This window comes from Rosettibacter firmus (assembly GCF_036860695.1).
GTDB lineage: Bacteria > Bacteroidota > Ignavibacteria > Ignavibacteriales > Melioribacteraceae > Rosettibacter > Rosettibacter firmus.
In genome coordinates this window covers 130,001-155,538 of the sequence record NZ_JAYKGJ010000002.1, presented here as the reverse complement: position 1 = coordinate 155,538, position 25,538 = coordinate 130,001, and the positions used below count along the sequence as shown (strand labels likewise).

The following is a 25,538-nucleotide window of genomic DNA, read 5'->3' as shown; positions in this document are numbered from 1 at the left end:
CTCAATTTATTTTTATTATTATTTTACTTTAAAATGATATATGGTTCTTTGAGTATATTTTTCTCCAGGCTTTAATACTGCCGATGGAAAATTCTTATGGTTTGGAGAATCGGGATAAAATTGAGTTTCGAGACACAGTCCTGTTCTGTAATTATAAACTGTTCCCTTCTTTCCTTTAATTGTTTCATTAAGGAAATTGCCAGAATAAAATTGCATTCCTGGTTGATCTGTTAATACTTCCATTAATCTGCCACTTGTTGGCTCATATAATTCTGCAACTTTTCTCACTTTGCCATTATAATTATTTAATACCCAGTTATGATCATATCCTTTACCAAAAATTAATTGTTCATGTTGTTCGTTTATCCTTTCTCCAATTTTATGGAAGGTTTTAAAATCGAATGGAGTTCCATCAACTTTCATTAATTCACCTGTTGGAATAAGTTGATTATTCACTGGAGTGATATAATCTGCATCAATAAATAATTCATGATCTAAAATTGTATTTTCAAATGAACCACTTAGATTGAAATATGAATGATGTGTTGGATTAACTATAGTAGGTTTATCTGTTGTTGCTGAATAATCAATTATAAGTTCATTGTCATCAGTTAAAGAATAAGTTACTTCAATATTTAAATTGCCAGGATAACCCTGCTCTCCATCTTTACTTAGATAAGTTAATTTGATTGCTTGCAACGTATCAGAATAAATTGGTTCCGCAGTCCATAAAACTTTATTAAAACCAATTGTTCCACCATGAAGATGATTTTCACCATCATTAATTGTTAATTGATATTCTTTGCCATCAAGCTGGAATTTACCTTTATTAATTCTATTACCATAACGCCCAACTATACATCCAAAATATGAGCTGCCATTAATATAATCTTCTAATTTATCATAGCCCATTACAACATCTTCGTATTTACCATTTTTATCTGGAGCGGTAAGTGATACAATTGTTGCTCCATAGTTAATAATTTTAACTTCCATTCCATTTTTGTTCTTTAAGGTATACATATAAACTTCTTCACCTGATGGAAGAACTCCAAATAGTTTTTTCTCAATCATTTTAGTCCTCGTATTGCTTGTTTGACATGTAATTAAAAGAGGTGCAAGAAAAATTAGTAATATAATTTTTTTAATCATATTGAAATTCCTTGTTATATTATTCATATTTTTTTACCAACAGGAATTTTTAAAAAATAATTTACAAAAATAATAGTTAATATTTTAGAACAATTTTAATGATAATTTAATTTTTGAGAAAAAACTAAAGAATATATCCATCAATTTAATATAACTTTAATAAAGAAAAATTATACCCCTCAATGTTGACAAAAATTAACCATATCAAGTCACACTTATATTAACCATTGGAGATTAAATATTTTATTTATTTTTATAAAATGGTAAAATTCAGAATGGTAAGTTTGATATTCTTAAATATTTTAAAATAATTTTTTCTAATAGGTTCAATTCAGTTAACTTTTCAAGAAACAGTAGAAATTGTTTTATAAAAAAATTATTTATTGGTTTTTTTGGAATGTCTTTCAATTAAATTATTAAGAATATCCTGCAACTCGATATTTTCTTCTACCAGCATAACCATAAGATGATAAAGTAAATCCGATACTTCATTAATAATTTCTTCTTTATTGTTATTCTTTGCTGCAATTATAGTTTCAATTGCTTCTTCACCTACTTTTTGGATGATTCTATTAAGACCACTTTTAAATAATTCAGTTGTGTAAGAACCTTCTGGTAATTTCTCTTTTCTATCTTTAATTAATTCAAATAAGTAATCAAAAAATTTTGTATTAGATTTTTCGTTACCAAAACAAGAATAATTACCGAGATGACAGGTTGGACCATCAGGTCTGGCAATAATTAAAAGAGTATCGTTATCACAATCTGTTTTTATATCAACTAAATGCAAATAATTTTTTGAAGTTTCTCCTTTTGTCCATAAAGTTTTTCTTGATCTGCTAAAGAATGTAACTAATTTAGTATCAATTGTTTTAGATAGAGCTTCCTGGTTCATATAACCAAGCATTAACACCTGATCTGTAAATTCATCAATAACAATTGCTGGTACAAGACCAGAATTTTTTGAAAAGTCTATTTTTGTGGTATCTATCATAATCTTATGTTCACATTATTTTCTTTTAGAAATTTTTTTAATTCAGATATACTTAATTCACCATAATGAAATAATCCTGCTGCAAGACAAGCATCAACATTGGCAATTTTAAATGCATCGAGAAAATGTTCTTTAGTACCAGCACCACCACTTGCTATCACAGGAATTGTAACTGCATCTACAACTTTTTTCAGAAACTCAATATCGTATCCTTTTCGTGTTCCATCATGATCCATTGAAGTCAAAAGAATTTCTCCAGCACCTAATTCACAAACACGTTTACACCATTCAAATCCTTCTAAATCAGTCTCTTCTTTTCCTCCTTTTATAAAAACTTTTTTTATTCCATTAACATTTTTTACATCGATAGCAGCAACAATAGCTTGAGAACCAAAACGTTTAGCAGCTTGAGTAATTAAATCTGGATTTCTTACAATTGAAGAATTTAGTGATACTTTATCTGCACCTGCTTTTAATAATTCTTCAATATTATCCAATGAAGAGATGCCTCCACCAACTGTAAAAGGAATTCTCAAAACTTTGGCAACATCACGAACAAGTTCGATTAAAGTTTTTCTTTTTTCTTCTGTAGCAGTAATATCGAGGAATACAAGTTCATCGGCTCCTTCTTCATAATATCTTTGTGAAAGTTCTACGGCAGAGCCTGCATCTTTAAGATTAATAAAATTAACTCCTTTTACTACTCTGCCATTTTTAACATCAAGACAGGGAATAATTCTTTTAGCTACCAATTTTTATTAAGTCCTTTAGTTTAATTTTATTTTCATAAATAGCTTTACCTACGATGACTGCATATAATTTAATATCATTCAAATTAATTATATCGTGTAAGGAACCTATGCCACCAGATGCAATTAATTTTATATCGGGAAACTTATCCATAATTTTTTTATATAAATCTTTATTTGAACCAACAAGCGTTCCATCTCTGCTAATATCTGTACACAGAAAAGTATTTATACCAAGTGATAAACAATAATCAATATGGTCATATATAGAAACACTGCTTTCTTCTGTCCAGCCTTTTATTAATATTTTTTCGTTATTTGAATCAATTGCAATTGCAAATTTTTCTTTATCGTAATGGCTAATAATTTTTTCGAATTTTTCTTTATTTGTAAGAGATAATGAACCAATAATTATTCTATCAACACCTTCTTCAAATAATTCTTTAACCTGTTCTTCTTTTCTAATTCCACCACCAAATTGAATTTTTAGATTGGTACTTTCTTTTATCTGTTTTATGATAGGGATTACATTTATTTTTTCATTACGTGTAGCAGATAGATCAATAATATGAACCCAATTGAATCCAGCATTAAAATAACTTTGTGCTACACTTTGGGGAGAAACATCGTAAAATGTTGCCTGATTAAAATCACCTTTTGTTAATCTGACAACTTTATTATCGAGTATGTCTATTGCTGGTATTATTAACATTTTTCAATAAAATTTTTTAGTACTTTTAATCCATTACTACCAGATTTTTCTGGATGAAATTGTATTCCATAAAAATTATCTTTTTCACACGCTGCTGAAAAGTCAACATCATAATTTGTTTTTGCAATAGTAAAATCATTCATAGGAACATAATATGAATGAGCAAAATAGAAATAAGAATTATTTTCTATACCATCAAATAATTTATTTTCTTTGATTATTTCAACTTTATTCCAGCCCATATGAGGAACTTTAACTTTCGATGAATCAAACATTTCAGTTGTTGTATTTATAATTCCAAGACAAGTAACATTTCCTTCAATCGATTTATCGCACAAGATTTGCATACCCAGACAAATACCAAGTAAAGGTTTTTTTATTATACGAAGCATTGTAAATAAATTTAATAGATGAAGTTTTTTAACAGCAAAAGATGCTTCGCCAACACCTGGAAAAATTATTTTTTCACATTTCAACAAATCACTTTCTTTATTTGTAATTATAAAATCTACGTTTAAATCAGTTAAAGCATTAGCTACTGATTGAATATTTCCTGCTCCATAATCAATTACGGCAATCATAATTTCCCTTTTGTTGTTGGTAATAAATTCTGAGCTCTTGAATCAATTCTACAAGCTTCGTTTAATGCTTTTGCAAAAGCTTTAAAGATTGATTCAATTTTATGATGATCATTTTTACCTTCAGCTTTTATAAAAATATTTGCCAATAAACCAGAAGCAAGACCTCTAAAAAATTCTTCTGTAAGTTCAGTTGGAAATTCACCAACTTTTTCTCTTTCAAATTTGCATTTGAAATTCAGAAAACTTCTTCCACTTAGATCAATTGCACACTCTGCTATCGAATCGTCCATTGGAAGCATAAAACCAAATCTCTTAATCCCTTTCTTATCACCCAGAGCTTTTCTAATTGCTTCTCCAAGTGCTATACCTGTATCTTCAATTGTATGATGCTCATCAACTTTTAAATCACCTTTAACTAAAATAGTAAGATTAAGATTTGCATGACGTGCAATTTGTTCGAGCATATGGTCAAAAAAACCTATTCCAGTTTTAATCTTCGATTTACCTTCTCCATCAAGTTCAAGTTTTATTTTAATATCCGTTTCTTTTGTAGTTCTTTTTACTTCTGCAGAACGAGAATTTTTAATTATTATATCTACTGCCTGTTTAATATTTTTTATTTTATTATTAATGACTATTACATTTTCTGATTTTTTCCCTCTGGTAACAATTTTCAAAATATCTTTATTTATATCCTTTTTGAATAGATTAATTTTTATTCCTTCCAGATTGAAAATATTTTTTAAAACAGGATTAATGTTATCATTATCAGTAAAAATATCGTAAGAATATTCTGATAATTTCTTTAAAGCAGAAATTAAACCTTCAGATTTTTTGCTGTTGAGTTCAAAAAGTTCTGAACTTATTAAAATACTCTTCATAATATTTCGCTCAATTTTTGTAGAAATAAATTATTTTCTTCTGGTGTACCAATTGTTACTCTCAAATAGCCACTAAAGTTGAATTGATTACTTCGGTCTCGAATAATAATCTTATGTTTTTCGAGATAATTATAAACTTCTTTTGGATTTTCAACTTTAAAGGAAATGAAATTTGAATCGGAAGGCAATACATTCAAAATTTTTTTATTTGCTTTAAGTTCTCTGCTAACTCTCTCTCGTTCATTGATTATCATTTTGACATATTCATTTCTTTTATCAATATTTTTTAGAGCAAGTACAACTGCCTGTGCAGTGAGTTTACTTATATTGTAAGGTAATTTTACTTTGAAAAAAATATCTATAATTTCTTTTGAAGCTGCACAAAATCCACAACGAACACCAGCCATTCCCCATGCTTTTGAAAAAGTACGCATAACAATTAAATTAGGAAATTCAAGAGTGTATTTTAATAAACCTTCATCCTGTGCAAAGTCAATATAAGCTTCGTCAACAACTACAATCAAATTCAACTTTTTTGTTAGTTCGATTATTTTCTTTTTATCGAGTAGATTAGCTGTTGGATTATTCGGCGAGCATAAAAATAAAATTTTTGTTTTTTCATTTACTGCTCTTTCAATAGCATCCACATCAAGATCAAAATTTTGATTTAATGGAACATTAATCACTTCTACTTCATTTACATCACATGCAACTTTATACATACCATAAGTTGGCTCGCACACAATAATATTATCCTGAGATGGGCGACAAAATATTCTTATTGTTAAATCAATTATTTCATCTGAACCAACACCAAAAAACAAATTTTCAACTGGTATATTAAGTAAGTTACTCACACCTTCTCGCATTTGTCTTTGATAAGGATCTGGATAACGATTAATGTTATCATAATTTTCTGGTAAAACAGTTCCATAGCAATTCTCATTTGCATCAAGTAAAATTCCCTCGCTATGTGATTGACGAGCAGATGTATAAGGTTTTAATTCAAGAATATTTTTTCTTACCAGTTCTTTTATATTCATTTCTGTAACCTGATTTTTATTGCATTAGCATGAGCTTGTAGTTTTTCTTCTTCAGCAAGTTTAATTACAGTATCAGAAATATTTTTTAATCCATCTTTAGTCAATTGCTGAAATGTAATTGATTTCATAAATGCTTCTACACTTACACCACTAAATGATTTTGCATATCCATATGTTGGCAACGAATGATTTGTTCCAGAAGCATAATCACCAGCACTTTCAGGTGAATAATTCCCGATAAACACAGAACCAGCATTTATTATTTTGTTAATTAAACGTCTGGGATTTCTTACAGATAAAATCAAATGTTCTGGTGCATAACTATTACTTAAATTTATTGCTTGCTCAATATCTTCAATCAAAATAATTAGAGAATTTTTTAATGATTGTTCTGCAATAAATTTTCTGGGTAATAATTTTAATTGTTCATTAATATTAAGGAATACTTCTTCTGCAAATTTTTTATCTGTAGTAATTAAAATAACCTGTGAATCTTCGCCGTGTTCAGCTTGTGATAATAAATCAGCTGCTACAAAGGAACTGTTAGCAGAATTGTCTGCAATTATTAAAACTTCACTTGGTCCAGCTGGCATATCAATAGCACATCCATCGGGATCAATGCTAACAAGAGATTTTGCAGCAGTTACATATTGATTTCCAGGTCCAAAAATTTTATCTACTTTTTTGAAATCTTCAATTCCATAAGCCATCATAGCAATTGAATGAGCCCCACCAATTTTATAGAATTCATCTACTTCGCAAATTCTTGCTGTAAAAGCAAGAGCTGGATTTATCTCATTTCCTTTAACTGGAGAACAAACTACCACTCTTTTACAACCAGCAATTTTAGCAGGTATTCCGAGCATCAACATTGTAGAAAATAAAACAGCAGTACCTCCAGGAATATAAAGTCCAACATTTTCAATTGGTATCGATTTACGCCAGCATTTAACACCTTTCATTGTTTCAATCTCATATTCAGATTTTTTTTGTTTTTCATGAAATCGAGTTATGTTTTTAAAAGCTGTTAGGATTGCTTTACGTAAATCTTTTGATAATTTTTTTTCTGCAGCAATTAATTCCTTTTTCTCAATAAGAATCTCATCATTTTTTAAACCATCATACTTTTTTGCATAACGAATTACTGCCTTCCTGCCATTTTTCTTGACATCCTGAAGAATTAATTGTACTGCTTCAAACACATCTGATGTTTTAATAGCAGGACGTCTCAGTAATTGTTGTATTTGTTTTTCTGTTAAGTTTTTTAATTCAATTATTTTCATATTATCATATTCTCAATTGGTAATAGTAAAATTCCAGACGCACCAGCATTTTTAAGTTTCTGATAGATTTCCCAGAATTGTTCTGCTGGTATTACAGCATGAACTGCTACCATTGATGGATCTGCAAGTGGTAATATTGTAGGACTTTTTAGTGATGGGATAATTTTTTCAATTTCTTCTAATGAATCTTTTGGAGCATTCATCATTAAATATTTAGAAGTTTTTGCTGTCAAAGCTGAATCAATTCGTACCAGTAAATTTTTTAGTAATGTACTTTTAATCTGATCATTATCAATATTTTTATTTTTTATAAGTACTGCTTCCGAAGTAAATACATCAAAAGATTTTTTAAGCTTATTTAATTTCAATGTATTCCCTGTCGAAACGAGATCACAAATAAAATCAGCTACTCCAAGCGATGGTGCAATTTCAACCGAGCCACTGATTTCAACAATTGTAGCAGAAATATGATTTTCGTCCAAAAATTTTTTAAGAAGATTAGGATACGAAGTTGCTATCCTTTTACCTTCAAGTTCAGAGATATCATCCAAAGAATTATTTTCTGGAATGGCAAGAGAAAGAGTACATTTACCATAGCCTAATTTTCTTATAACTTCCACATCAGCCTTTCTTTCATATAAAACATCTTCGCCAACTATTCCAATATCAGCCACACCATCGCTAACATATTCCGGGATGTCATCATCTCTAAGGAATAAAATATCGAGATCGAAATTGCGGGTTGTTATTATTAATCTTTCAGAATAATCTTCTATATCAAGTCCACAATTTCTAAGCAGCTGTAATGATTTATCTGTTAATCTACCTCGTTTTTGTAAAGCTAATTTTAAGTTTCCATTTATCATAATTTACTCCATATAACAAAAAACCCCGACATGCGCCGGGGTTCATTAATTAATTATTTTATTTTATTTAAAATTTACCGGCGCTCTTCTTCAGAAGCAAATGATGATTAAAATGAAGTACTTTTACTTTCATTTAATTTTCCTAATTTTGTTTACAAATGTAAAAAAATAGTTTTAGAAACAAAAGTTTAAAAAAAATGCGTTGTTTTTTTGTATCTGATTTACACGGGAATCTTAATAAATATGAAAAATTGTTTCGTACAATTTATGATGAAAAACCAGATGTAGTTTTATTGGGAGGGGATTTACTTCCTCGTAACAACCCAAATTATTTCCTTTTTAATTTTCTGGAATCATCTTTAATTAAATTAAAAAATGAATTAAAAGATGCTTACCCAGAGATTTTATTAATCCTTGGCAACAACGACCCCAAAACAGAAGAAAAATATTTTATAGAAATTTCCAATAAAAATTTATGGCACTATATACACAATAAACAAATTGAGTATCACAATTATAAATTCATTGGATATTCATATTCGCCACCATCTCCCTTTATGTTAAAGGATTGGGAGAAATATGATATTTCAACAAATGTTGAAGAAGGTTGTATTTCTCCTGAAAATGGAATAACAACAACCCCTGTTGATGATAAAGAAAAATTTTCTACCATCAAGAATGATCTTGACGCAATTAATTCTGAAGACATAAAAAAATCTATATTTTTATTTCATGCACCACCATTTAAAACAAATCTTGATGTAATTTACGATTATAACAAAAAAATGAATAAACATACTGGAAGCAAAGCAATAAGAAAATTCATAGAGAATAAGCAACCGTATATAACATTACATGGACACATTCATGAATCCTCTCGATTAAGTGGAAGCTGGAAAGATAAAATTGGAAATACTTACTGTTTTAGTGCTGCATACGATGGCAACGAATTGGCAATTATTAATTTTGAATTAGATAAACCTGAAAATGCAACAAGAGTTTTAATTTGACTTTGATTTCAATTTAAGCGGATGAGCAGCTTCTGTGATAGCATTAATTTTAATTGCATAACTTGTTTTATTTTCAATATCATCATCAGTAATGTAATGAATATCGAGTAAACCCTGAGTATGAATACCTGTACGAAGATAATTAATTTCACTCAAGCATAAACTCCAGCCTTCGAACCACAGGTCTAATTCGTAACGTTTACATTTATCTTTATCAATATGAACAAGAAGATCTATATCGCTACCCGGTCCACAAGCGGCATCTTTTGTACTTCCAAAAATATAAATGCCTTTAACACCAAATCTTTCTCCATCAAGTTCAGATGCAATTTTTTCAGCAATCTTCATTCTCCATCGCCAGTGTTCACTCGGATGATAATCAAAAGTTTCTTTTATTTCTTTTTCTAATTGAATATCAATTGAAGGTTGAACAAACATTGCAAGTGCCTCATCACGTTCTGCATTCATAAAAACTCTTAAAACCATGCCGCCTGTAGTTTTTACAATATCAATAACTCTTATTGTATCTTGCAAATAATAAAACTCAGGAAGAATATTTTCAAAAATATTTTCTGATTCAGTTAAAAACTTCTCATTAAAAATTATTCCTTCATCATCGGGATATAATGGTAGATATCTGATGTTTGCCTCTACAAGATCTTGAAAGAAATGTGTACCAAATGAAACTTCTGGAACATAATTTCCTTTTTTACGAGCAATTTCAATTAACATTGCAGTATTATTAATATCTGAATAAGTAACACTTACACCAAGTTTAATATCTCCACGACTCCCCCATCTTCCTGGACCCATTAAAATAAATTTTCTTTTCGGTAATAGTTTATTGAGTTTACTTACTGCTTTCCCTACCTGTAATAATTTATTTCGTTCATTTAATTCATTATACTTAACAGGATCTACATAAACAATATGAGTAATCTCAGGTACTTTACCATTGGATACAAACTTCTTTGCAGTAAATAAAATTTTTTCCAGCGGAACATCTTTAGGTATTATATCTGCTGCTACTTCATGACTGCGACTCTGTGGTCTGCATTGTAACAAATAAAAATCCTTTCCATCAGATGCAAATTCTATATCAACTGGAGTTTTCATTTTCTCTTGCAAAATCTTTAATATCAGATCAACCTTTTTCAGGAAATCGGTTTTGGTAAATAAACCATCAAATGTTACAACATGTTCGCTGGCTGGATCATTAAATTCAAAAGCCATCGGTTGTCTTATCATATTACCATATATTATTGAAAAAACAAGTTCGTATACTGGATATTGATAATTGGTTTCTTCTAATAATTTTTTAATTGGTACAGTTTCGAATTCATTAGTCTTTAAATTAATCACATCAATTTTTTTAGGTGAATATCTCAATATTTCATCCAGAGAAACATTGACACGTATATTTGGTTGAGCTGGTGAAATTAAAACAGGATAGTCATCACTTAATCTATCAACTGCTCTTGTGCCCAGACCTGGTACTATTCTAACAAGTCCATCTTCTCTCTTAATTCTTGGCGACCATCTAAATTCATTTTGACTAAAAGCAACTCCAGCAAATGCAGGAAGATAATAATTACCCACTTGAGTACCAACAACTTCTTGAATCATTATTCCCATCTCTTCATGGAAATCAAGCAAACCTCTTTCCGCACGATACTCAATTGGATCCGGGCCAAATGTAGAAGCATAAACTTCTGCAATTGCATCCATCAATGCTTCCAGACGTTGTTGCTTAGTGCCTCGATTTGCTAAAAATAAACTTTTATATTTACCAGAAAAAGTGGCATCAACCTGGTCTTCTAAAAGACTTGAACTTCTGACTATCAAAGGTTTATCACCAAAATCATCCAGTGCCATCGATAAGCCTTTTACAATATCCTGTGGGAATTCAGAATTTTTGAATAATTGAATAATATGAGGATACTCGAGTCTAACTTCATCTAATTCTTTATATTTTTGCTCAAGAACTTCTTCTAAGTTATTATGCTGCATAAAATTAAGAATACCATCTGAAGCTATATACCATGTTTTAGGGACTTTAACATTTTTCAACAGGTCATTATTTTCTGCTTCTTTTTGAATTATGTGAGAAGAAATAAACAATCCTGCACTTTTACCTCCAAGTTTGCCATGGCTTCCAGGAGGGAAAATCATTTTATCAATAAGCCTATAAAAATCCGTAAGTTTTACATATTCCTTTGCTATAGATATAAAGTTTAACTGATCGGTGAAAAAACGTCGGAGCAAGGATACTCTAAGTCCTTTAATAGTTGATGGAGGAAGTTCAAATTTTTCTGGAGCAAGATGATAATATTTACGAAGTGCTTCCGAAATTTCTGTAAGTGAAGTATCCTGATTATCAACTACTTTAATTAATGCACTGGATTTATCTTCCTGAATCCACTTTTGTATTTTACTTAATATAACTTCATCAGGTAAATTATCGTCAGCCAGTCTTTGTATTGTTTCGACATATTCATCATAATTTACAATTTTTTCAATTTTACTTGGTTTATTTTCATCAGTTGTTTCTTCATCACCGAAACTTAATCTAACTTTTCTTGAAATGTTGGAATGCTTCATTAAAATTTCTGCTTCTTCAACTCCTTTCCAGCAAAGTAGATTAAGTAGTTTTCTCATTAAACTCATAAATAAGTTTGGATCAGTTTTTCTTATCATATCTAAAACAATTTTCCACTCACCTCTTATGCTTTTACCTATTTCCTGTCTTGCAGTTTGTAATTCCTCGAAAACATTTTTTAATTTTTGATGAAGTATAAAGTGTCCCAATCTTTCTGCAATTGTTTTTAATAATTTTTCTTCGTCTTTCAAGAAAGGACTACCATCAACAAGAGGAAATTCTTTCAAGTAATAGACAAGAATTTTACCAACTACTTTATCCTGAACAATTATATTTGTGCTTAAAACCCAGGGAGTTTCTGAAAAGTCGCTAGTTTGATAAACAATATCTCCATAGATCAATTTCACTCTACAATCTTCTGAATATTGAAAACCTTGAGGAAGAGTATTAATTACAGTATGAAAAGCCTGACGTAAGGAAATTTCTGAACGATTTAGTGTATCTTCAATTGTATAAAGACAATTTAATTCTTTAGTTCTCTCTTGCAATTTCAATATTAAATCATCTTTTATATTTCTATTCTCATCACTCATTGAAATTTCCTCTTCATTAGCATATTAATCATTAATTGTTATTAATAATTTATTGAAAAATAAATTCTTTTGATACACTTATTTTATTCACAAAAAAGCCTTGCTAAGGTTTTTAGCAAGGCTTAATTCTAAACCCAACCCCGATCTTTACAAGCTTGTGCAACTCGACTTACAGAAATTATATATGCTGCATCTCTCATATATAAATTTCTTTTTCTTGCAAGTTCACTAACAGATTGATAAGCTGATGTCATCTTCACATCAAGCTTACTTAATACTTCATCTTTTTCCCAGTAATAATTCATATTTGATTGAACCTGTTCAAAGTAGCTACATGTAACTCCACCAGCATTTGCAAGAAAATCTGGTATCAAGAAAATTCCTCTTTCTTGAATTACTTTATCTGCTTCAGGAGTAGTAGGACCATTGGCTCCTTCGACTATAATTCTGACTTTATTACTTATTCTGGAAACATTATCTCCATGAATTTGATTTTCTAAGGCAGCTGGCAATAAAATATCAACATCTTGAGAAATCCACTCATCACCATTTAAAACTTCATAACCAAGATCTTTTGCTTTCTCTTTATCGATGCCGCCAAATTTATCTGTTATTTTCAGAAGTTCATCTTTATCAATTCCATCTTTTTTTCTAAAGGTATAAGAACACTGATCCTGTTCATCCCAGCTTGCAACTGCAATTACTTTACCACCTAATTTTTGATATAATTCAATAGCATATTGAGCAACATTACCAAATCCCTGAACAGACATTGTTGTTTCTTTGATATCAATTCCCAATTCTTTTAATGCTTCTCGCAAAGTAAAAATAACACCATAACCAGTTGCTTCTGTTCTTCCAAGAGAGCCTCCCATACCGACAGGTTTTCCAGTTATAAATCCAGGATATTTTCCACCATATATAGTTTCATACTCATCAAGCATCCAGAGCATATGTTGTGCATTTGTCATAACATCTGGTGCAGGTATATCATTTACAGGTCCAACATTTTTTGCCATCTGACGAACCCAACCACGACAGATCTGTTCCTGTTCTTTCATGCTTAGATGATGTGGATCGCATATTACTCCTCCTTTTCCTCCTCCCAACGGAATATTTACAACAGCACACTTCCATGTCATCCACATTGCAAGTGCTCTTACTGTATCAATTGTTTCGTGTGGATGAAAGCGGATACCCCCTTTTGATGGACCTCTTGCATCATTGTGTTGAACTCTGAAGCCTCTAAATATTTTTGTTGTACCATCATCCATTTTAACAGGGATACTAAAATGATATTCCCTTAATGGATATCTTAAAAGTTGACGAGTTGCTTCGTCAAGGTTTAGCATATCTGCTATCTTATCAAATTGGGCTTGTGCCATTTCAAATGGATTGAATTCTTTTGATTTCATAAAATCCTCAATAAAATTTTTTTTGAATTTTTGCCTTCAGCTTATGCTTTATGGCAAATTAGCTTTTTCTTATGAACGAAAAATAGAGAGTGTTGTTTAGATAGCAAAATCAATATAACATTCAAATAAACCAATTATTTTTCTTTTTCTTAGTAATTGCTAATACAATACCTTAATAATTTATTTCATTACTTTATATTGTTAATAAGCTAATGTTTTTACGTTAATAAACTTTATTTTTTAAAAAAAAATAAAAATAACTCAACCCTGTAATATTCGATAAATTATGTTTATAAGATTTCCTTTGGATATTTATGTGATGAATTCTATATTAAATTGTCATAATTCAGCCATAACTAAAAATTGGTATAATATGAAAAATCTAATAACAATAATTCTAATTGTTTTTCTACAATTACAGGTTTTCTGCCAGCAACTTCATTATCCACCAGCGAAAAAAATTTCACACATTGATAATTACCATGGAACAAATGTAGAAGATCCTTATAGATGGCTTGAAGATTTAAACTCAGAAGAAACTAAAGAGTGGATTAAAGCACAGAATGAACTGACAAACAGCTACTTTTCAAATATTCCTTTCAGAGAAAAAATAAAAAAAAGATTGACTGATTTATGGAATTATGAAAGATATACTAATCCCATAAAAATTGGTGAATATTATATTTACTCAAAAAATGATGGGCTACAGGAACAAAATGTATATTATATTCAAAAAGGAATTAATGGAACTCCTGAAGTCTTAATTGATCCAAACAAATTATCAGAAGATGGATCAATTTCTCTTTCTGGAATTTATTTTTCTAAAGATAATAAATATCTAAGCTATGGTATTTCACGAGGAGGTTCAGACTGGCGAGAATTCTATGTGATGGATTTGTCTACAAAAAAATTACTAAGTGATAAAATACTCTGGTCTAAATTTACAGGTAACGCCTGGTATAAAAATGGATTCTTTTATGGAAGATATGATGAACCTAAAAAGGGAGAAGAATTAAAACAATCAAATCAGTTTCAAAAAGTATTCTATCACAAAATTGGTACTTCTCAATCAGAAGATGAACTTGTAATCGAAGATCGTCAACATCCTAAACGATTATTTGAAGCAACTGTTTCAGATGATGAAAAATATTTGATTATCTATGTAGCGGAAGGCTCTTCTTCATACAATTTATTGTGGTATAAAAATCTCTCGAATAATAGTTCTATTATAAAATTAATTGATCAATTTGAAGCAGAATATAATTTCATTGACAATATTAATGATAAATTTTTAGTCCTTACAAATTATGAAGCTCCAAATAACAAATTAGTATTAATTGATTTAAAGAATCCAGAAAAAGAAAATTGGAAGACACTGATTCCAGAATCTAAAAATGTAATTCAAAATGTTGCACATGTTGGAGACAAATTAATAGTAACATATTTAGAAGATGCTCACAGTAAAATATCTATATTTAATGAAGAAGGAAATTATCTTTATGATATCAAGTTACCAACAATAGGTACTGTTTATGGTTTTTCTGGAAAAAATAATGATACAGAAACATTTTATACATTTACATCTTTTACTTACCCACCTACAATCTATAGATATGATGTTATAAACAATAAGTCAGAATTATTTAAGAAAAGCAAGGTTAATTTTGAATCTGAGAATTATGAAGTTCATCAAGTTTTTTATGAAAGTAAAGATGAAACAAAAATCCCAATGTTTTTAATACACAAAAAAGATTTAGAACTAAACGGGAAAAATCCTGCATTGTTATACGCTTATGGTGGCTTTAAAATATCACAATTGCCATCATTCGCAATTCCAAGATTATCTTTATTAGAAAATGGTTTTGTGTATGCATTAGCTTGCATACGTGGTGGTGGTGAATATGGTGAAACATGGCACAAAGCAGGCATGTTTGAAAAGAAACAAAATGTATTTGATGATTTTATTTCTGCTGCTGAGTGGTTAATAAAAAATAATTATACATCTCCTCAAATGTTAGCTATACAGGGCGGTTCTAATGGTGGATTATTAGTTGGTGCTGTTATAAATCAAAGACCGGATTTATTTAAAGTTGCATTCCCCATGGTAGGAGTTATGGATATGTTACGCTTTCATAAATTTACAATTGGTTGGGCATGGATATCAGAATATGGTTCAAGTGATAATCCAGAACAATTTAAATACTTAATAAAATATTCACCGCTACATAATATCAAAAATGTTGAGTATCCAGCAACATTAGTAACCACTGCAGATCATGATGATCGAGTATTTCCAGCTCATTCATTTAAATATATTGCTACACTGCAAGAAAAAAATTCTGGCAACAATCCTGCTTTAATTCGTATAGAAACAAAAGTAGGACACGGTGCTGGAACAAGTACTTCCAAATCGATTGAGTTATACACAGATTTATGGTCATTTATGTTTTATAATTTAGGAATAACACCAATATATTAATAATAAATTAAAACTCATTAACGAAAATTAGTCTTATGAGAAAAATGAAAATTAAAAAGTTATTCATAAGTATAATTGGAGGAATTTTATTAATTATTGGAATAATCATGATAATTGTACCTGGTCCAGCCTATTTAATAATTCCAGCTGGACTTGGAATTTTAGGGACTGAATATATCTGGGCAAGAAGAATGCATGATAAATTTAAAAATGGATTACAAAAATTTTTAAAATTAAAAAAATTGAAAAGATGATTTAAACTGATGAATTAACTAATTGTAATAAAAATCGTATTAGTGATAACATTAAATTATCTTTTGATTTAATAAAAATTGATATACTTTTTGTTAAAAAATTTGCATTCATTTTTACAAAGCATTATTTTTGCATCACTTTTTTAGGGCCCATAGCTCAGTTGGTTAGAGCAGCTGACTCATAATCAGCGGGTCGGAGGTTCAAGTCCTTCTGGGCCCACAAGTTTTAACCTTCAATGTTTGTTTTTCTATATTTGTTTTCTTTCATGATATTTATACTTGCATTGTAAAACCTACAAATTAGATTATTTACTTTTATTCGTATTAAAATTATTGATCGTAAATAACTCCAATAAATATTAAAGAAATGAAAAAGTTCATTCCCGGAAGGTTTTTATTAATAATGTTAAGAATAATTAATAGTGAATTTTCCTTAAGAGTAAAAACTCTTCGGGATTTAATGATTTATTTGTAAAACTAATATAACTTATCGTTCCTTTAAACCAGGATTTCATATTTTGCCTAACGCCAATTGATATTTTAGCTTCGCTATCTATTGGTTGATAATCTACCTTACCTTCAAGTTCTTTATTACCATTAACATAATGTTTCATCAAACCATCACTGTATGTTAATGCTACATGATACCATTGATTTGTTGGATGTTGAAGAGAGGTATCGATAAGTGTACATCGAGAATTTTCTGATTTAATAAATGTATCAAGTGACCATTTGTTATTTCTAACTAATCTTAATTCAATAAGAATTCTTCTACTATCATCCGAATTTTTAATGTGTAAAAATCTTTGCTCATAATTATCCAAGTTTGAAGAAGAATCTGGCATAAATAAAATTTCGATTGTAAAATTAGTGAAACCTGCAACTGGATTGTGATTAATCAATAAGCCATCATTAATTCCATCAAAATATAAAGATTCGCCAAATTGTGTTTTAATTTTATCTGGTTTATCAATAAGGAATGTTGTCTTAAATCCTGCAATAGAATCCTGGTTGTTTAATTGCCAGACTCTATAATAAAAATCTTCTTGAGAAAAAGATTGAATTGTGAAAAGAATAACGAAACTAAAACTTACAATACAATTATAAAAGTTCATTATTATTTTTTAATTTCTTTAGCACCGAGCTTTTCGATTATAGCATTTATAAGAGGGTTTTCATCTTTCAAATTGCTCTTATGAATATTTTGTGTGTCTGTATTTTTTGCTATATCGAATTCAATTTTTTTTCCAAAAAAATCTTTTGTTTTTTTATCAAGGTAGCTTTTATTATCACAAATTATATCCCAGTCTTCTGGCTTTTCAACTTCGATTTTTAGTTTATTATCAATAAAGTTTACTGGATTAGAATTTATTAATACCGAGCCAAAAAATATTTTTTCGGTTTTTACCTGTTCAACAAATTCGTGCCATTTTGCAATTATATTTTTAAAATCATCTGAATCATTAGCTGTAGGCGGAATAAATTCTTTTACTTCTGGAATTTTGACTTCTGATTTGAAGGCTGGTCTTACGTTAGATAGTTCTTTTTTTTTAATATTATCGCTGGAATAACCTGTCTCTTTTTCCTTAAGTTCTGAATTTAGATTACCTGCATTAATTTTAGAAATCAATTCATTAATTGTTTCTGATTTTTCAATACCTATTAATTGGCATAGTGCTATTTCAATTTTTAATTTTGGATTAGAAGAGGCTTTTAATTCATATTGTGTTTTATTAATAAATGTAAGAATTCTTAATAAATCACTTTCTGAAAATTTATCTAAATAAGATAGATATTTGTTTTTATAGATATCAGCAGTTTCAACTAATTTAGCATCTTTTCTTATAACAACTGTTAAGATATTTCTAAAATGTTCATTTAAGCCATTTAAGAAATCAATATAATTCCATCCATTGTCATAAATTTTTTGAGAGATTTCAAAAGCTGATTTATAATTTTTATCAAGAATTGCATCAGAAATTTCAAAATAAATTTCCTCATCAATCAAATTGAACATTTTAGAAAGAAGAGTAGAATCAACTTTATTTCCACTAAAAGAAATTGCCTGATCGAAAAGACTTTGTGCATCTCTTAAAGCACCATCTGCTTTCTTTGCAATTATTGTTAAAGCTGTATCATCAATTTCAATTCCTTCAGCATCAGCTATATTTTTAAGAAGTTTTTTAATTGTATTTAATTCAATTCTTCTGAAATCAAATCTCTGGCATCTTGAAATTATTGTTAGCGGAACTTTATGAACATCTGTGGTTGCAAAAATGAAAAGTGTATGTTCTGGGGGCTCTTCAAGAGTTTTAAGTAGAGCATTGAAGGATTCTGTTGTAAGCATGTGAACTTCATCAATAATATAGATTTTATATTTTCCTTTGGTAGGTGCATATTTAACAGATTCTCTTAATGTTCTTATCTCTTCTATTCTTCTATTAGATGCTCCATCAATTTCAATTATATCAAGTGTTTGAGAATTAAGAAAATCTTTGCACATTTCACATTCATTGCAAGGTTCTCCATCCTGAGGATTAAGACAATTCAATACCTTTGCTAATATACGAGCAGTAGTAGTTTTCCCAACACCTCGAGGTCCAGCAAATAAATATGCATGAGCAACTCTATTATTACGAATGGCATTTTTTAATGTTGTGGTTATATGTTCTTGACCAACCACTTCATCAAATTTTTGTGGTCTCCATTTACGAGCTGTTACTATATAGTTCATATTATTAAACGATTAGATTGTGTAATTGATTCAAACGAATTTTTTTCATTAACAAGTTACAAAGATTTTCTAAATAAATTTTATCAATTTCATTAAATGCAGAATATTCATAACTATCCAAATCAAGTACTCCAATGACATTATTATCTTTCAATAAAGGAATTACAATTTCGGATTTTGATTCTGAATCACATACAATATGCCCTGGAAATTCATTAACATTTTCTACAATTATAGTTTCTTTTTTTAAAGCAGATGTTCCACATACACCTTTACCAAGTTCAATTTCTGTACATGCAATTTTCCCCTGGAATGGACCAAGAACTAATTTGTTATCTTTCAAAAAATAAAAACCTATCCAGCTAATTTTATCAAATGCTTCTTTTAATGCAGCTGTAAAATTTGCAAATGAAGATATTAAAGCATCATCAGCATTAATTAAATTTTCTATTTGTGGAATTATGGTCTTATAAATTTCTTCGTCTGATAAATTTTTATTTACAATTATTTGTTCTGCCATTAATTATCAAAAAGTTATAATAAATTAATTATTAAATAAGATTATTTTTTCTTCTTCTTGCTCTTAATATCACCAAATACATAAGGAATAGCTTCTTTTATAGTTGAGATGGGAATTATTTTTAATCCCTCTTTAACTTCTGGTTTAATCTCGTTCAAATCTTTTTCATTTTCTTTAGGTATAAGTACAATTGAAATATCATTTCTTCTTGCAGCCAGAAGTTTTTCGTTTAATCCTCCTATTGGAAGAACATTTCCACGAAGAGTTATTTCACCTGTCATAGCAACATCATTTCTTGCTGGTTTTCCACTGAAAGCAGAATATAATGCCATTGCCATAGTAATTCCTGCAGAAGGACCATCTTTTGGTATAGCACCTTCAGGTAAATGAATATGAATTTCTTTCCCTTTATTAAAATGTGGAGGTAATCCAAATTCTTTTGCATTAGAACGCAAATAACTTAATGCTGCCATAGCAGATTCTTTCATTACATCACCAATCTGACCGGTAAGAGTTAATTTTTCAGAACCGGGCATTACTGTTGCATCAACCTGTAAGATTTCTCCACCTACACTTGTCCATGCTAAACCAGTTACACTACCAACTCTCAATTCTTTATTTGCTTTTTGCGTTCTATATTTTGGAACACCAAGAAATTTCTCGATTGTTTCACAATCAATCACAAAATTCTTTTTTGATTTTTTCTTACCATTACCATAATTAGCAAGAACAATTTCTCGAGCTGTTTTTCTAAGTACAGAAGCAATTTCACGTTCTAAGTTTCTTACTCCAGCTTCTCTTGTATATTCAGTAATAATTTTATTTATAGCTTCATCCTTAAACTCGATTTTAAATTTTTCAAGTCCATGTGCTTTAATTTGTTTGGGAATAATATGACGTTTTGCTATTTCAAACTTTTCGAATTCAAGATAACCTGGTAATTCTATTATTTCCATTCTATCCTGTAAAGGGAGTGGAATATTATATCTTACATTAGCAGTTGTAATAAACATTACCTGCGATAAATCATAATCTACTTCAAGATAGTGATCATTAAAAGTATGATTTTGTTCGGGGTCGAGTACTTCAAGCATTGCAGATGAAGGATCGCCACGGAAATCCATACTCATTTTATCAATTTCATCAAGCAACATAACTGGATTGATTGTTTTTGCTCGTTTCATGGATTGAATTATTTTGCCTGGCATTGAACCAATATATGTTCTTCTATGCCCACGAATTTCTGCTTCGTCTTTTACACCACCTAATGAAATCCTAACAAAATTTCTTCCCAGTGCTCTGGCTATTGATTTACCTAATGAAGTTTTTCCAACTCCAGGAGGTCCTACAAAACATAATATCTGTCCACGCATACTTTTAACAAGATTTAAAACTGCAATATGTTCAACAATTCTTTCTTTTGGTTTATCAAGTCCATAATGATCTTCATCTAAAATTTTTCTTACATTTTTTATATCGAGATTATCTTTTGTTTTCTTATACCATGGAACATCGATTAACCAATCCAGATAATTTCGAATAACTGTTGCTTCGGGAGAACTTGGTGGAGTTTTCTTAAGTTTATTTAATTCTTCCATAGCTTTTTCGTGTGCCTGTTTAGGCATTTTAGCTTTAATTATCTGCTCTTTTAACTTAACAAACTCTGGCGAAACATCTTCTTCTTCTCCAAGTTCTTCTTGCAATATCCTTATCTGTTCTTGAATAATAAATTTTCTCTGCGTCTTAGCTATATTTTCCTGAACTTTATTTTCAATTTCTTTCTCTATTTTCAATATCTCAATCTCAGAATTCAGAATCCTTATCACTTCATACATTTGTTCTTTGAGCGAGTATTTTTGAAGTATTTTCTGTTTTACTTCAATAGACTGGTTAATATTTGCAGCTACATAAAAAAGTTTTCTATCAGGTTCTTCAATATTTTCGAATGCAGTCAATGCTTCGGGTGGCAATGCTTTATTAATCTTAACATACTCTTTGAAAAGATTCGACATCTGCCGAATCAAAGCTTTCATTTCGCGTGGATCTTCTTCTGCTGGTGATATGACTTCAATTTCAGCTTCAAAAAAATTTGTTCTCTCAGTAAAGCGAGAAATCCTTCCCTGTATTACACCATCTACTAAAATTTTTAATAATCCATTAGGGAGTTTCAATATCTGAATAATTTTTGCAATAGTTCCATCAGTATAAATATCATCTCTTGTAGGTTCATCAATATTTGAACGTTTTTGAGCTGCAAGAAATATGTATTTAGAGTTATCCAGAGCATAGTTCGCAGCTCTAATTGATTGTTCCCTTCCAACTAAAATTGGAAATATCATATATGGAAAAATTACATTATCTCTTAAAGGCAAGACAGGTAATATTTTGGGAATATCTTCAATCATCGAGTATTCAGAAGTTTGAGCAAATAATTTTTCTTCCATTATAATCCTTTTTGTAACATTGAAAATTGTTTTTCACATCAAAATATACCAAAATGTTGAGGTGCTATCAAGATAATGAAATGTACACTCTATTATTTATGAAATATTTATAAATAATTTAATCTCTCATAAGATCAGATTAACTGACAAGTAAGATATATCATTGTTCATTTAAATTTCTTATCGAATAGTTTTGTTCTAAAAGTTTATGTAATATTTTTTTATAACCATGGAATTCAAATTTCTTGATACTTTACAGAAACACTCTAATGATTAACTAAAAAAATATGATTAATTTTGTACTTCAAAAAAATTCATTGGGTTATAAATGATTGATAAAGTGATTAACATTGCAAAAGAAGCTGGTGAAGTAATCCGTGAAGGATTCAGAAAAAATTTTTTAATTGAATACAAAACAAATTCTTCAAATCTTGTTACAGAAATCGATAAAAAATCTGAGCAATTAATTATTGATTTTATAAGAAAAGAATTTCCCACTCATTCAATAATTGCTGAAGAAAGCGGAACACAAAATTATTCATCAGAATATATATGGGTTATTGATCCCTTGGATGGCACTACAAATTTTGCTCATGGTCTTCCTATTTTTTCTGTATCGATAGGAGTTCAAAAAAATAATGAAACTATTTATGGTGTTGTTTATGACATAATGAGAAATGTTTTATACACTGCAGAAAAAGGAAATGGCTCTTATTGTGATAATAGAAAACTTCATGTAAATGACAATGATGATTTAGAAAAAAGTGTACTTGTAACTGGTTTCCCATATAATATTAAAGAAAATCCAGATCATGCTATAGAAAGATTTGTAGCATTTCTTAAATGTAGTCGTGCTGTACGTAGATTAGGTTCAGCAGCTATTGACATGTGCTATGTAGCAGAAGGTGTTTTTGATGGTTTCTGGGAAGTTTTCTTAAATCCATGGGATGTTTGTGCTGCTAAGTTAATTGTTGAAGAAGCTGGTGGAATTGTAACTGATTTTAATGGAAACAAAGCAACTATTTTTAGTAAACAATTCTTAGCAAGTAATCCTTACATACATAAAAACATGCTGAATGTTTTACAATTAAGTTATAATAACTAATAAAGATTTTTATTTTTTGAAAGATGAATAGATAATAAATCACTTAAAATGGCAAAGCCAGTTTCGGTTTTGCCTGCTCCTTTTCCAATCACTGTTAATTCACCAAGTAAATCTGTATCAAAAGTTATTGCATTTGTTGACCCCATTACCTGAGCAAGTGGATGAGTTAACGGGATTAACTCTGGTTTAACAGATGCTTTTATTTCATCTCCATTTTTTTCTATTGATGCAATAAGTTTCCATCTTGAATTTTTTCTTTTTGCTTCTTCTATATCATTTAAAGTTAATTTTGTAATTCCTTCACATTGAACATTATCAAATTTTAAGTTTATACCCATTAAAACATTTGCCAGAATTGTAACTTTAGCTTTTGCATCAAGTCCTTCAACATCGTTGGTTGGATCTGCTTCTGCATAACCCAGCTTTTTTGCTTCTTCTAATGCATTCTGATAACTCAAACCTTCTTCCATCTTTGTTAATATAAAGTTTGTTGTACCATTCAATATTCCTTTTACAGAATTAATTCTACATCCAGCTAATGGTCCTCTTGCAAGATTCAATACTGGAGTACCACTCATTACAGTTCCTTCGATTAAAAATTTAACACCATTTTTTTTAGCTAGACTGGATAATTTTTTATATGCAAATACAGCAGGACCTTTATTGCTTGTAACAACATGCTTTTTCAAACTAAGTGCAGTTTTGCAATGATTAATAGCAGGTTGACCATTTACTAAATTTGTATAAGCTAATTCACATACTACATTTGCATTAGATTTTTTTATAGTTTCAATTGCGTCCCACTCATATGTATTTTTAGTAAACTTCCCATTTTTTTGAATATCATTTAATACATTTCTTATATTCAAACCCGAAGGATTAAACACTGTACCATATTTTATGTCACTAATTGCAACTATATCAAATTCATAGTTATAATTTTTCTTTAATTCATTTCTTTTTGATAATAGTATTTCGCACAAGCCCTGTGCTACTGTACCAAAACCAATGAGTGTTATTTTTTGTTTCATAACAAAATTTATTTTTTTAAAGTTATAATATAAAAAAGTAATTATTATTTAAACAAAAAAACCCGCTTAGAAAAATATAAGCGGGTTTCAATTATTAAATCCTGGCAGCTACCTACTCTCCCACGCACTTGCGCGCGCAGTACCATCGGCGTTTACGGGCTTAACTTCTCTGTTCGGAATGGGAAGAGGTGTTTCCCCGTAGCTATAGCCACCAGAAAAAATTTTTAAGAACAAGATTTGAAAAACATTAAAATGATAGATTGAAAGAGAGAGTCGTTTTAGCATCTATCTTGAAATAAAATTTATGGCTAAGTCTCACGACTTATTAGTACTGCTCGGCTCAACCCATTACTGGGCTTACACCTGCAGCCTATCAACCTCGTAATCTCCGAGGAGTCTTCAGTGACGCCTTTAAGCGCCAAGGGATACCTCATCTTGAAGTGTGCTTCGCACTTAGATGCTTTCAGTGCTTATCACATCCGTTCATAGCTACCCAGCGCTGCCGCTGGCGCGACAACTGGTACACTAGAGGAACGTTCGCTTCGGTCCTCTCGTACTAGAAGCGACTCTTCTCAGGTATCCTGCGCCCGCATAGGATAGGGACCGAACTGTCTCACGACGTTCTGAACCCAGTTCACGTACCGCTTTAATTGGCGAACAGCCAAACCCTTGGGACCTTCTTCAGCCCCAGGATGCGATGAACCGACATCGAGGTGCCAAACCTTGCCGTCGATATGAACTCTTGGGCAAGATCAGCCTGTTATCCCCGGCGTACCTTTTATCCTTTGAGCGATGGCCCTTCCACTCGGAACCACCGGATCACTAAGCCCTGCTTTCGCATCTGCTCGACCTGTGTGTCTCGCAGTCAAGCTCTCTTATGCCTTTGCACTCAACGCATGATTACCGACCATGCTGAGAGAACCTTTGGGAGCCTCCGTTACCATTTAGGAGGCGACCGCCCCAGTCAAACTACCCGCCTAACACTGTCCCTGACCCTGATTCAAGGGTCGAGGTTAGAATCCAATTAAAGCAAGGGTGGTATTTCACCGTCGACTCCACCGAAGCTAGCGCCCCGGCTTCATAGTCTCCCACC

At 30.2% G+C, this 25,538-nt stretch carries 20 protein-coding genes, 1 tRNA gene and 2 rRNA genes (1 of these 23 cut by a window edge); 5 read left to right on the top strand and 18 right to left on the bottom strand.

All coding sequences use genetic code 11. The features are described from left to right. Positions 1 to 18 precede the first annotated feature (18 nt). The 9 genes from VJY38_RS07570 to hisG all read right to left on the bottom strand — a co-directional run bounded on the left by VJY38_RS07570 (position 19) and on the right by hisG (position 8,261). The gene (locus VJY38_RS07570; RefSeq protein WP_353680083.1) at positions 19 to 1,074 is read right to left on the bottom strand and encodes an aldose epimerase family protein; all 1,056 of its coding nucleotides are present in this window, start codon (positions 1,072 to 1,074) and stop codon (positions 19 to 21) included. A gap of 454 nt (positions 1,075 to 1,528) precedes the next feature. Further along, the gene (gene hisIE / locus VJY38_RS07565) at positions 1,529 to 2,146 is read right to left on the bottom strand and encodes a bifunctional phosphoribosyl-AMP cyclohydrolase/phosphoribosyl-ATP diphosphatase HisIE (protein ID WP_353680082.1); all 618 of its coding nucleotides are present in this window, start codon (positions 2,144 to 2,146) and stop codon (positions 1,529 to 1,531) included. Further along, complete coding sequence (gene hisF, locus VJY38_RS07560) at positions 2,143 to 2,898, bottom strand: imidazole glycerol phosphate synthase subunit HisF (RefSeq protein ID WP_353680081.1); 756 nt, start codon at positions 2,896 to 2,898, stop codon at positions 2,143 to 2,145. Before hisF ends, hisIE begins: the two co-directional genes overlap by 4 nt. After that, entirely contained in the window at positions 2,888 to 3,607 is a 720-nt protein-coding gene (gene hisA / locus VJY38_RS07555; protein WP_353680080.1) for a 1-(5-phosphoribosyl)-5-[(5-phosphoribosylamino)methylideneamino]imidazole-4-carboxamide isomerase, read from the bottom strand. Before hisA ends, hisF begins: the two co-directional genes overlap by 11 nt. Then, positions 3,601 to 4,188: an imidazole glycerol phosphate synthase subunit HisH gene (hisH, locus tag VJY38_RS07550; RefSeq protein WP_353680079.1), complete on the bottom strand. Its 588-nt coding sequence runs from the start codon at positions 4,186 to 4,188 to the stop codon at positions 3,601 to 3,603. The genes hisA and hisH overlap by 7 nt, the downstream gene beginning before the upstream one ends. Continuing rightward, positions 4,185 to 5,069, bottom strand: coding sequence for an imidazoleglycerol-phosphate dehydratase HisB (gene hisB, locus VJY38_RS07545; protein ID WP_353680078.1), 885 nt, complete (start codon positions 5,067 to 5,069; stop codon positions 4,185 to 4,187). The genes hisH and hisB overlap by 4 nt, the downstream gene beginning before the upstream one ends. Continuing rightward, the gene (gene hisC / locus VJY38_RS07540) at positions 5,066 to 6,112 is read right to left on the bottom strand and encodes a histidinol-phosphate transaminase (RefSeq protein WP_353680077.1); all 1,047 of its coding nucleotides are present in this window, start codon (positions 6,110 to 6,112) and stop codon (positions 5,066 to 5,068) included. Before hisC ends, hisB begins: the two co-directional genes overlap by 4 nt. Beyond that, on the bottom strand, positions 6,109 to 7,395 hold the full coding sequence (gene hisD, locus VJY38_RS07535; RefSeq protein ID WP_353680076.1) for a histidinol dehydrogenase: 1,287 nt from the start codon (positions 7,393 to 7,395) through the stop codon (positions 6,109 to 6,111). Before hisD ends, hisC begins: the two co-directional genes overlap by 4 nt. Then, positions 7,392 to 8,261 (bottom strand): ATP phosphoribosyltransferase, encoded by an 870-nt coding sequence (gene hisG, locus VJY38_RS07530; protein ID WP_353680075.1) that lies wholly within the window; start codon positions 8,259 to 8,261, stop codon positions 7,392 to 7,394. The genes hisD and hisG overlap by 4 nt, the downstream gene beginning before the upstream one ends. A 197-nt stretch (positions 8,262 to 8,458) precedes the next feature. On the opposite strand from hisG, the gene VJY38_RS07525 reads away from it, so the two are divergent. Then, positions 8,459 to 9,271 (top strand): metallophosphoesterase family protein, encoded by an 813-nt coding sequence (locus tag VJY38_RS07525; RefSeq protein WP_353680074.1) that lies wholly within the window; start codon positions 8,459 to 8,461, stop codon positions 9,269 to 9,271. On the opposite strand, the gene VJY38_RS07520 is transcribed toward VJY38_RS07525, so the two are convergent. Together VJY38_RS07520 and VJY38_RS07515 are read right to left on the bottom strand one after the other, a co-directional pair. After that, positions 9,263 to 12,463 carry a PEP/pyruvate-binding domain-containing protein gene (locus VJY38_RS07520; protein WP_353680073.1) on the bottom strand — a complete coding sequence of 1,067 codons (3,201 nt, stop codon included), beginning with the start codon at positions 12,461 to 12,463 and terminating at the stop codon, positions 9,263 to 9,265. The two genes, VJY38_RS07525 and VJY38_RS07520, sit on opposite strands and share 9 nt — an antisense overlap. A 128-nt stretch (positions 12,464 to 12,591) precedes the next feature. After that, positions 12,592 to 13,878 (bottom strand): Glu/Leu/Phe/Val family dehydrogenase, encoded by a 1,287-nt coding sequence (locus VJY38_RS07515; protein WP_353680072.1) that lies wholly within the window; start codon positions 13,876 to 13,878, stop codon positions 12,592 to 12,594. A gap of 373 nt (positions 13,879 to 14,251) precedes the next feature. On the opposite strand from VJY38_RS07515, the gene VJY38_RS07510 reads away from it, so the two are divergent. The 3 genes from VJY38_RS07510 to VJY38_RS07500 all read left to right on the top strand — a co-directional run bounded on the left by VJY38_RS07510 (position 14,252) and on the right by VJY38_RS07500 (position 16,831). Beyond that, positions 14,252 to 16,357, top strand: a complete 2,106-nt coding sequence (locus VJY38_RS07510; protein ID WP_353680071.1) for a prolyl oligopeptidase family serine peptidase — start codon at positions 14,252 to 14,254, stop codon at positions 16,355 to 16,357. 44 nt (positions 16,358 to 16,401) lie between these two features. Further along, positions 16,402 to 16,611, top strand: a complete 210-nt coding sequence (locus tag VJY38_RS07505; protein ID WP_353680070.1) for a PGPGW domain-containing protein — start codon at positions 16,402 to 16,404, stop codon at positions 16,609 to 16,611. Positions 16,612 to 16,757: 146 nt separating this feature from the next. Continuing rightward, positions 16,758 to 16,831: transfer RNA gene (locus tag VJY38_RS07500), tRNA-Ile, on the top strand. Between the two features lie 196 nt (positions 16,832 to 17,027). Here VJY38_RS07500 and VJY38_RS07495 read toward each other — a convergent pair. Genes VJY38_RS07495 through lon form a run of 4 tightly spaced genes read right to left on the bottom strand, consistent with a single transcriptional unit; the run spans position 17,028 to position 22,309 of the window. After that, complete coding sequence (locus VJY38_RS07495) at positions 17,028 to 17,726, bottom strand: LamG domain-containing protein (protein ID WP_353680069.1); 699 nt, start codon at positions 17,724 to 17,726, stop codon at positions 17,028 to 17,030. Positions 17,727 to 17,728: 2 nt separating this feature from the next. Beyond that, on the bottom strand, positions 17,729 to 19,345 hold the full coding sequence (gene dnaX, locus VJY38_RS07490) for a DNA polymerase III subunit gamma/tau (RefSeq protein ID WP_353680068.1): 1,617 nt from the start codon (positions 19,343 to 19,345) through the stop codon (positions 17,729 to 17,731). Positions 19,346 to 19,349: 4 nt separating this feature from the next. Next, positions 19,350 to 19,865, bottom strand: a complete 516-nt coding sequence (locus VJY38_RS07485) for a GAF domain-containing protein (RefSeq protein ID WP_353680067.1) — start codon at positions 19,863 to 19,865, stop codon at positions 19,350 to 19,352. Positions 19,866 to 19,906: 41 nt separating this feature from the next. Beyond that, the gene (gene lon / locus VJY38_RS07480; protein ID WP_353680066.1) at positions 19,907 to 22,309 is read right to left on the bottom strand and encodes an endopeptidase La; all 2,403 of its coding nucleotides are present in this window, start codon (positions 22,307 to 22,309) and stop codon (positions 19,907 to 19,909) included. 328 nt (positions 22,310 to 22,637) lie between these two features. Between lon and VJY38_RS07475 the strand changes: the two genes are divergently transcribed. Beyond that, positions 22,638 to 23,414 (top strand): inositol monophosphatase family protein, encoded by a 777-nt coding sequence (locus tag VJY38_RS07475; RefSeq protein WP_353680065.1) that lies wholly within the window; start codon positions 22,638 to 22,640, stop codon positions 23,412 to 23,414. Here VJY38_RS07475 and VJY38_RS07470 read toward each other — a convergent pair. The 3 genes from VJY38_RS07470 to VJY38_RS07460 all read right to left on the bottom strand — a co-directional run. Further along, entirely contained in the window at positions 23,411 to 24,445 is a 1,035-nt protein-coding gene (locus VJY38_RS07470) for a homoserine dehydrogenase (protein ID WP_353680064.1), read from the bottom strand. The genes VJY38_RS07475 and VJY38_RS07470 overlap by 4 nt on opposite strands. Before the next feature lie 99 nt (positions 24,446 to 24,544). Further along, positions 24,545 to 24,661, bottom strand: a 5S ribosomal RNA gene (gene rrf, locus VJY38_RS07465). 88 nt (positions 24,662 to 24,749) lie between these two features. Next, positions 24,750 to 25,538 (bottom strand): 23S ribosomal RNA (locus tag VJY38_RS07460); it runs 2,225 nt beyond the window's last position.

What these genes read in the sequence shown, in the direction of transcription:
- VJY38_RS07510 (WP_353680071.1), top strand. Translation starts at nt 14,252, where the DNA reads ATGAAAAATCTAATAACAATAATTCTAATTGTTTTTCTACAATTACAG.
- VJY38_RS07520 (WP_353680073.1), bottom strand. Translation starts at nt 12,463, where the DNA reads ATGAGTGATGAGAATAGAAATATAAAAGATGATTTAATATTGAAATTG.
- VJY38_RS07525 (WP_353680074.1), top strand. Translation starts at nt 8,459, where the DNA reads ATGCGTTGTTTTTTTGTATCTGATTTACACGGGAATCTTAATAAATAT.
- hisB (WP_353680078.1), bottom strand. Translation starts at nt 5,069, where the DNA reads ATGAAGAGTATTTTAATAAGTTCAGAACTTTTTGAACTCAACAGCAAA.
- VJY38_RS07470 (WP_353680064.1), bottom strand. Translation starts at nt 24,445, where the DNA reads ATGAAACAAAAAATAACACTCATTGGTTTTGGTACAGTAGCACAGGGC.
- VJY38_RS07570 (WP_353680083.1), bottom strand. Translation starts at nt 1,074, where the DNA reads ATGATTGAGAAAAAACTATTTGGAGTTCTTCCATCAGGTGAAGAAGTT.
- VJY38_RS07485 (WP_353680067.1), bottom strand. Translation starts at nt 19,865, where the DNA reads ATGGCAGAACAAATAATTGTAAATAAAAATTTATCAGACGAAGAAATT.
- VJY38_RS07515 (WP_353680072.1), bottom strand. Translation starts at nt 13,878, where the DNA reads ATGAAATCAAAAGAATTCAATCCATTTGAAATGGCACAAGCCCAATTT.
- VJY38_RS07505 (WP_353680070.1), top strand. Translation starts at nt 16,402, where the DNA reads ATGAAAATTAAAAAGTTATTCATAAGTATAATTGGAGGAATTTTATTA.
- VJY38_RS07495 (WP_353680069.1), bottom strand. Translation starts at nt 17,726, where the DNA reads ATGAACTTTTATAATTGTATTGTAAGTTTTAGTTTCGTTATTCTTTTC.
- hisG (WP_353680075.1), bottom strand. Translation starts at nt 8,261, where the DNA reads ATGATAAATGGAAACTTAAAATTAGCTTTACAAAAACGAGGTAGATTA.
- hisD (WP_353680076.1), bottom strand. Translation starts at nt 7,395, where the DNA reads ATGAAAATAATTGAATTAAAAAACTTAACAGAAAAACAAATACAACAA.
- VJY38_RS07475 (WP_353680065.1), top strand. Translation starts at nt 22,638, where the DNA reads ATGATTGATAAAGTGATTAACATTGCAAAAGAAGCTGGTGAAGTAATC.
- hisA (WP_353680080.1), bottom strand. Translation starts at nt 3,607, where the DNA reads ATGTTAATAATACCAGCAATAGACATACTCGATAATAAAGTTGTCAGA.
- hisIE (WP_353680082.1), bottom strand. Translation starts at nt 2,146, where the DNA reads ATGATAGATACCACAAAAATAGACTTTTCAAAAAATTCTGGTCTTGTA.
- lon (WP_353680066.1), bottom strand. Translation starts at nt 22,309, where the DNA reads ATGGAAGAAAAATTATTTGCTCAAACTTCTGAATACTCGATGATTGAA.
- hisH (WP_353680079.1), bottom strand. Translation starts at nt 4,188, where the DNA reads ATGATTGCCGTAATTGATTATGGAGCAGGAAATATTCAATCAGTAGCT.
- dnaX (WP_353680068.1), bottom strand. Translation starts at nt 19,345, where the DNA reads ATGAACTATATAGTAACAGCTCGTAAATGGAGACCACAAAAATTTGAT.
- hisC (WP_353680077.1), bottom strand. Translation starts at nt 6,112, where the DNA reads ATGAATATAAAAGAACTGGTAAGAAAAAATATTCTTGAATTAAAACCT.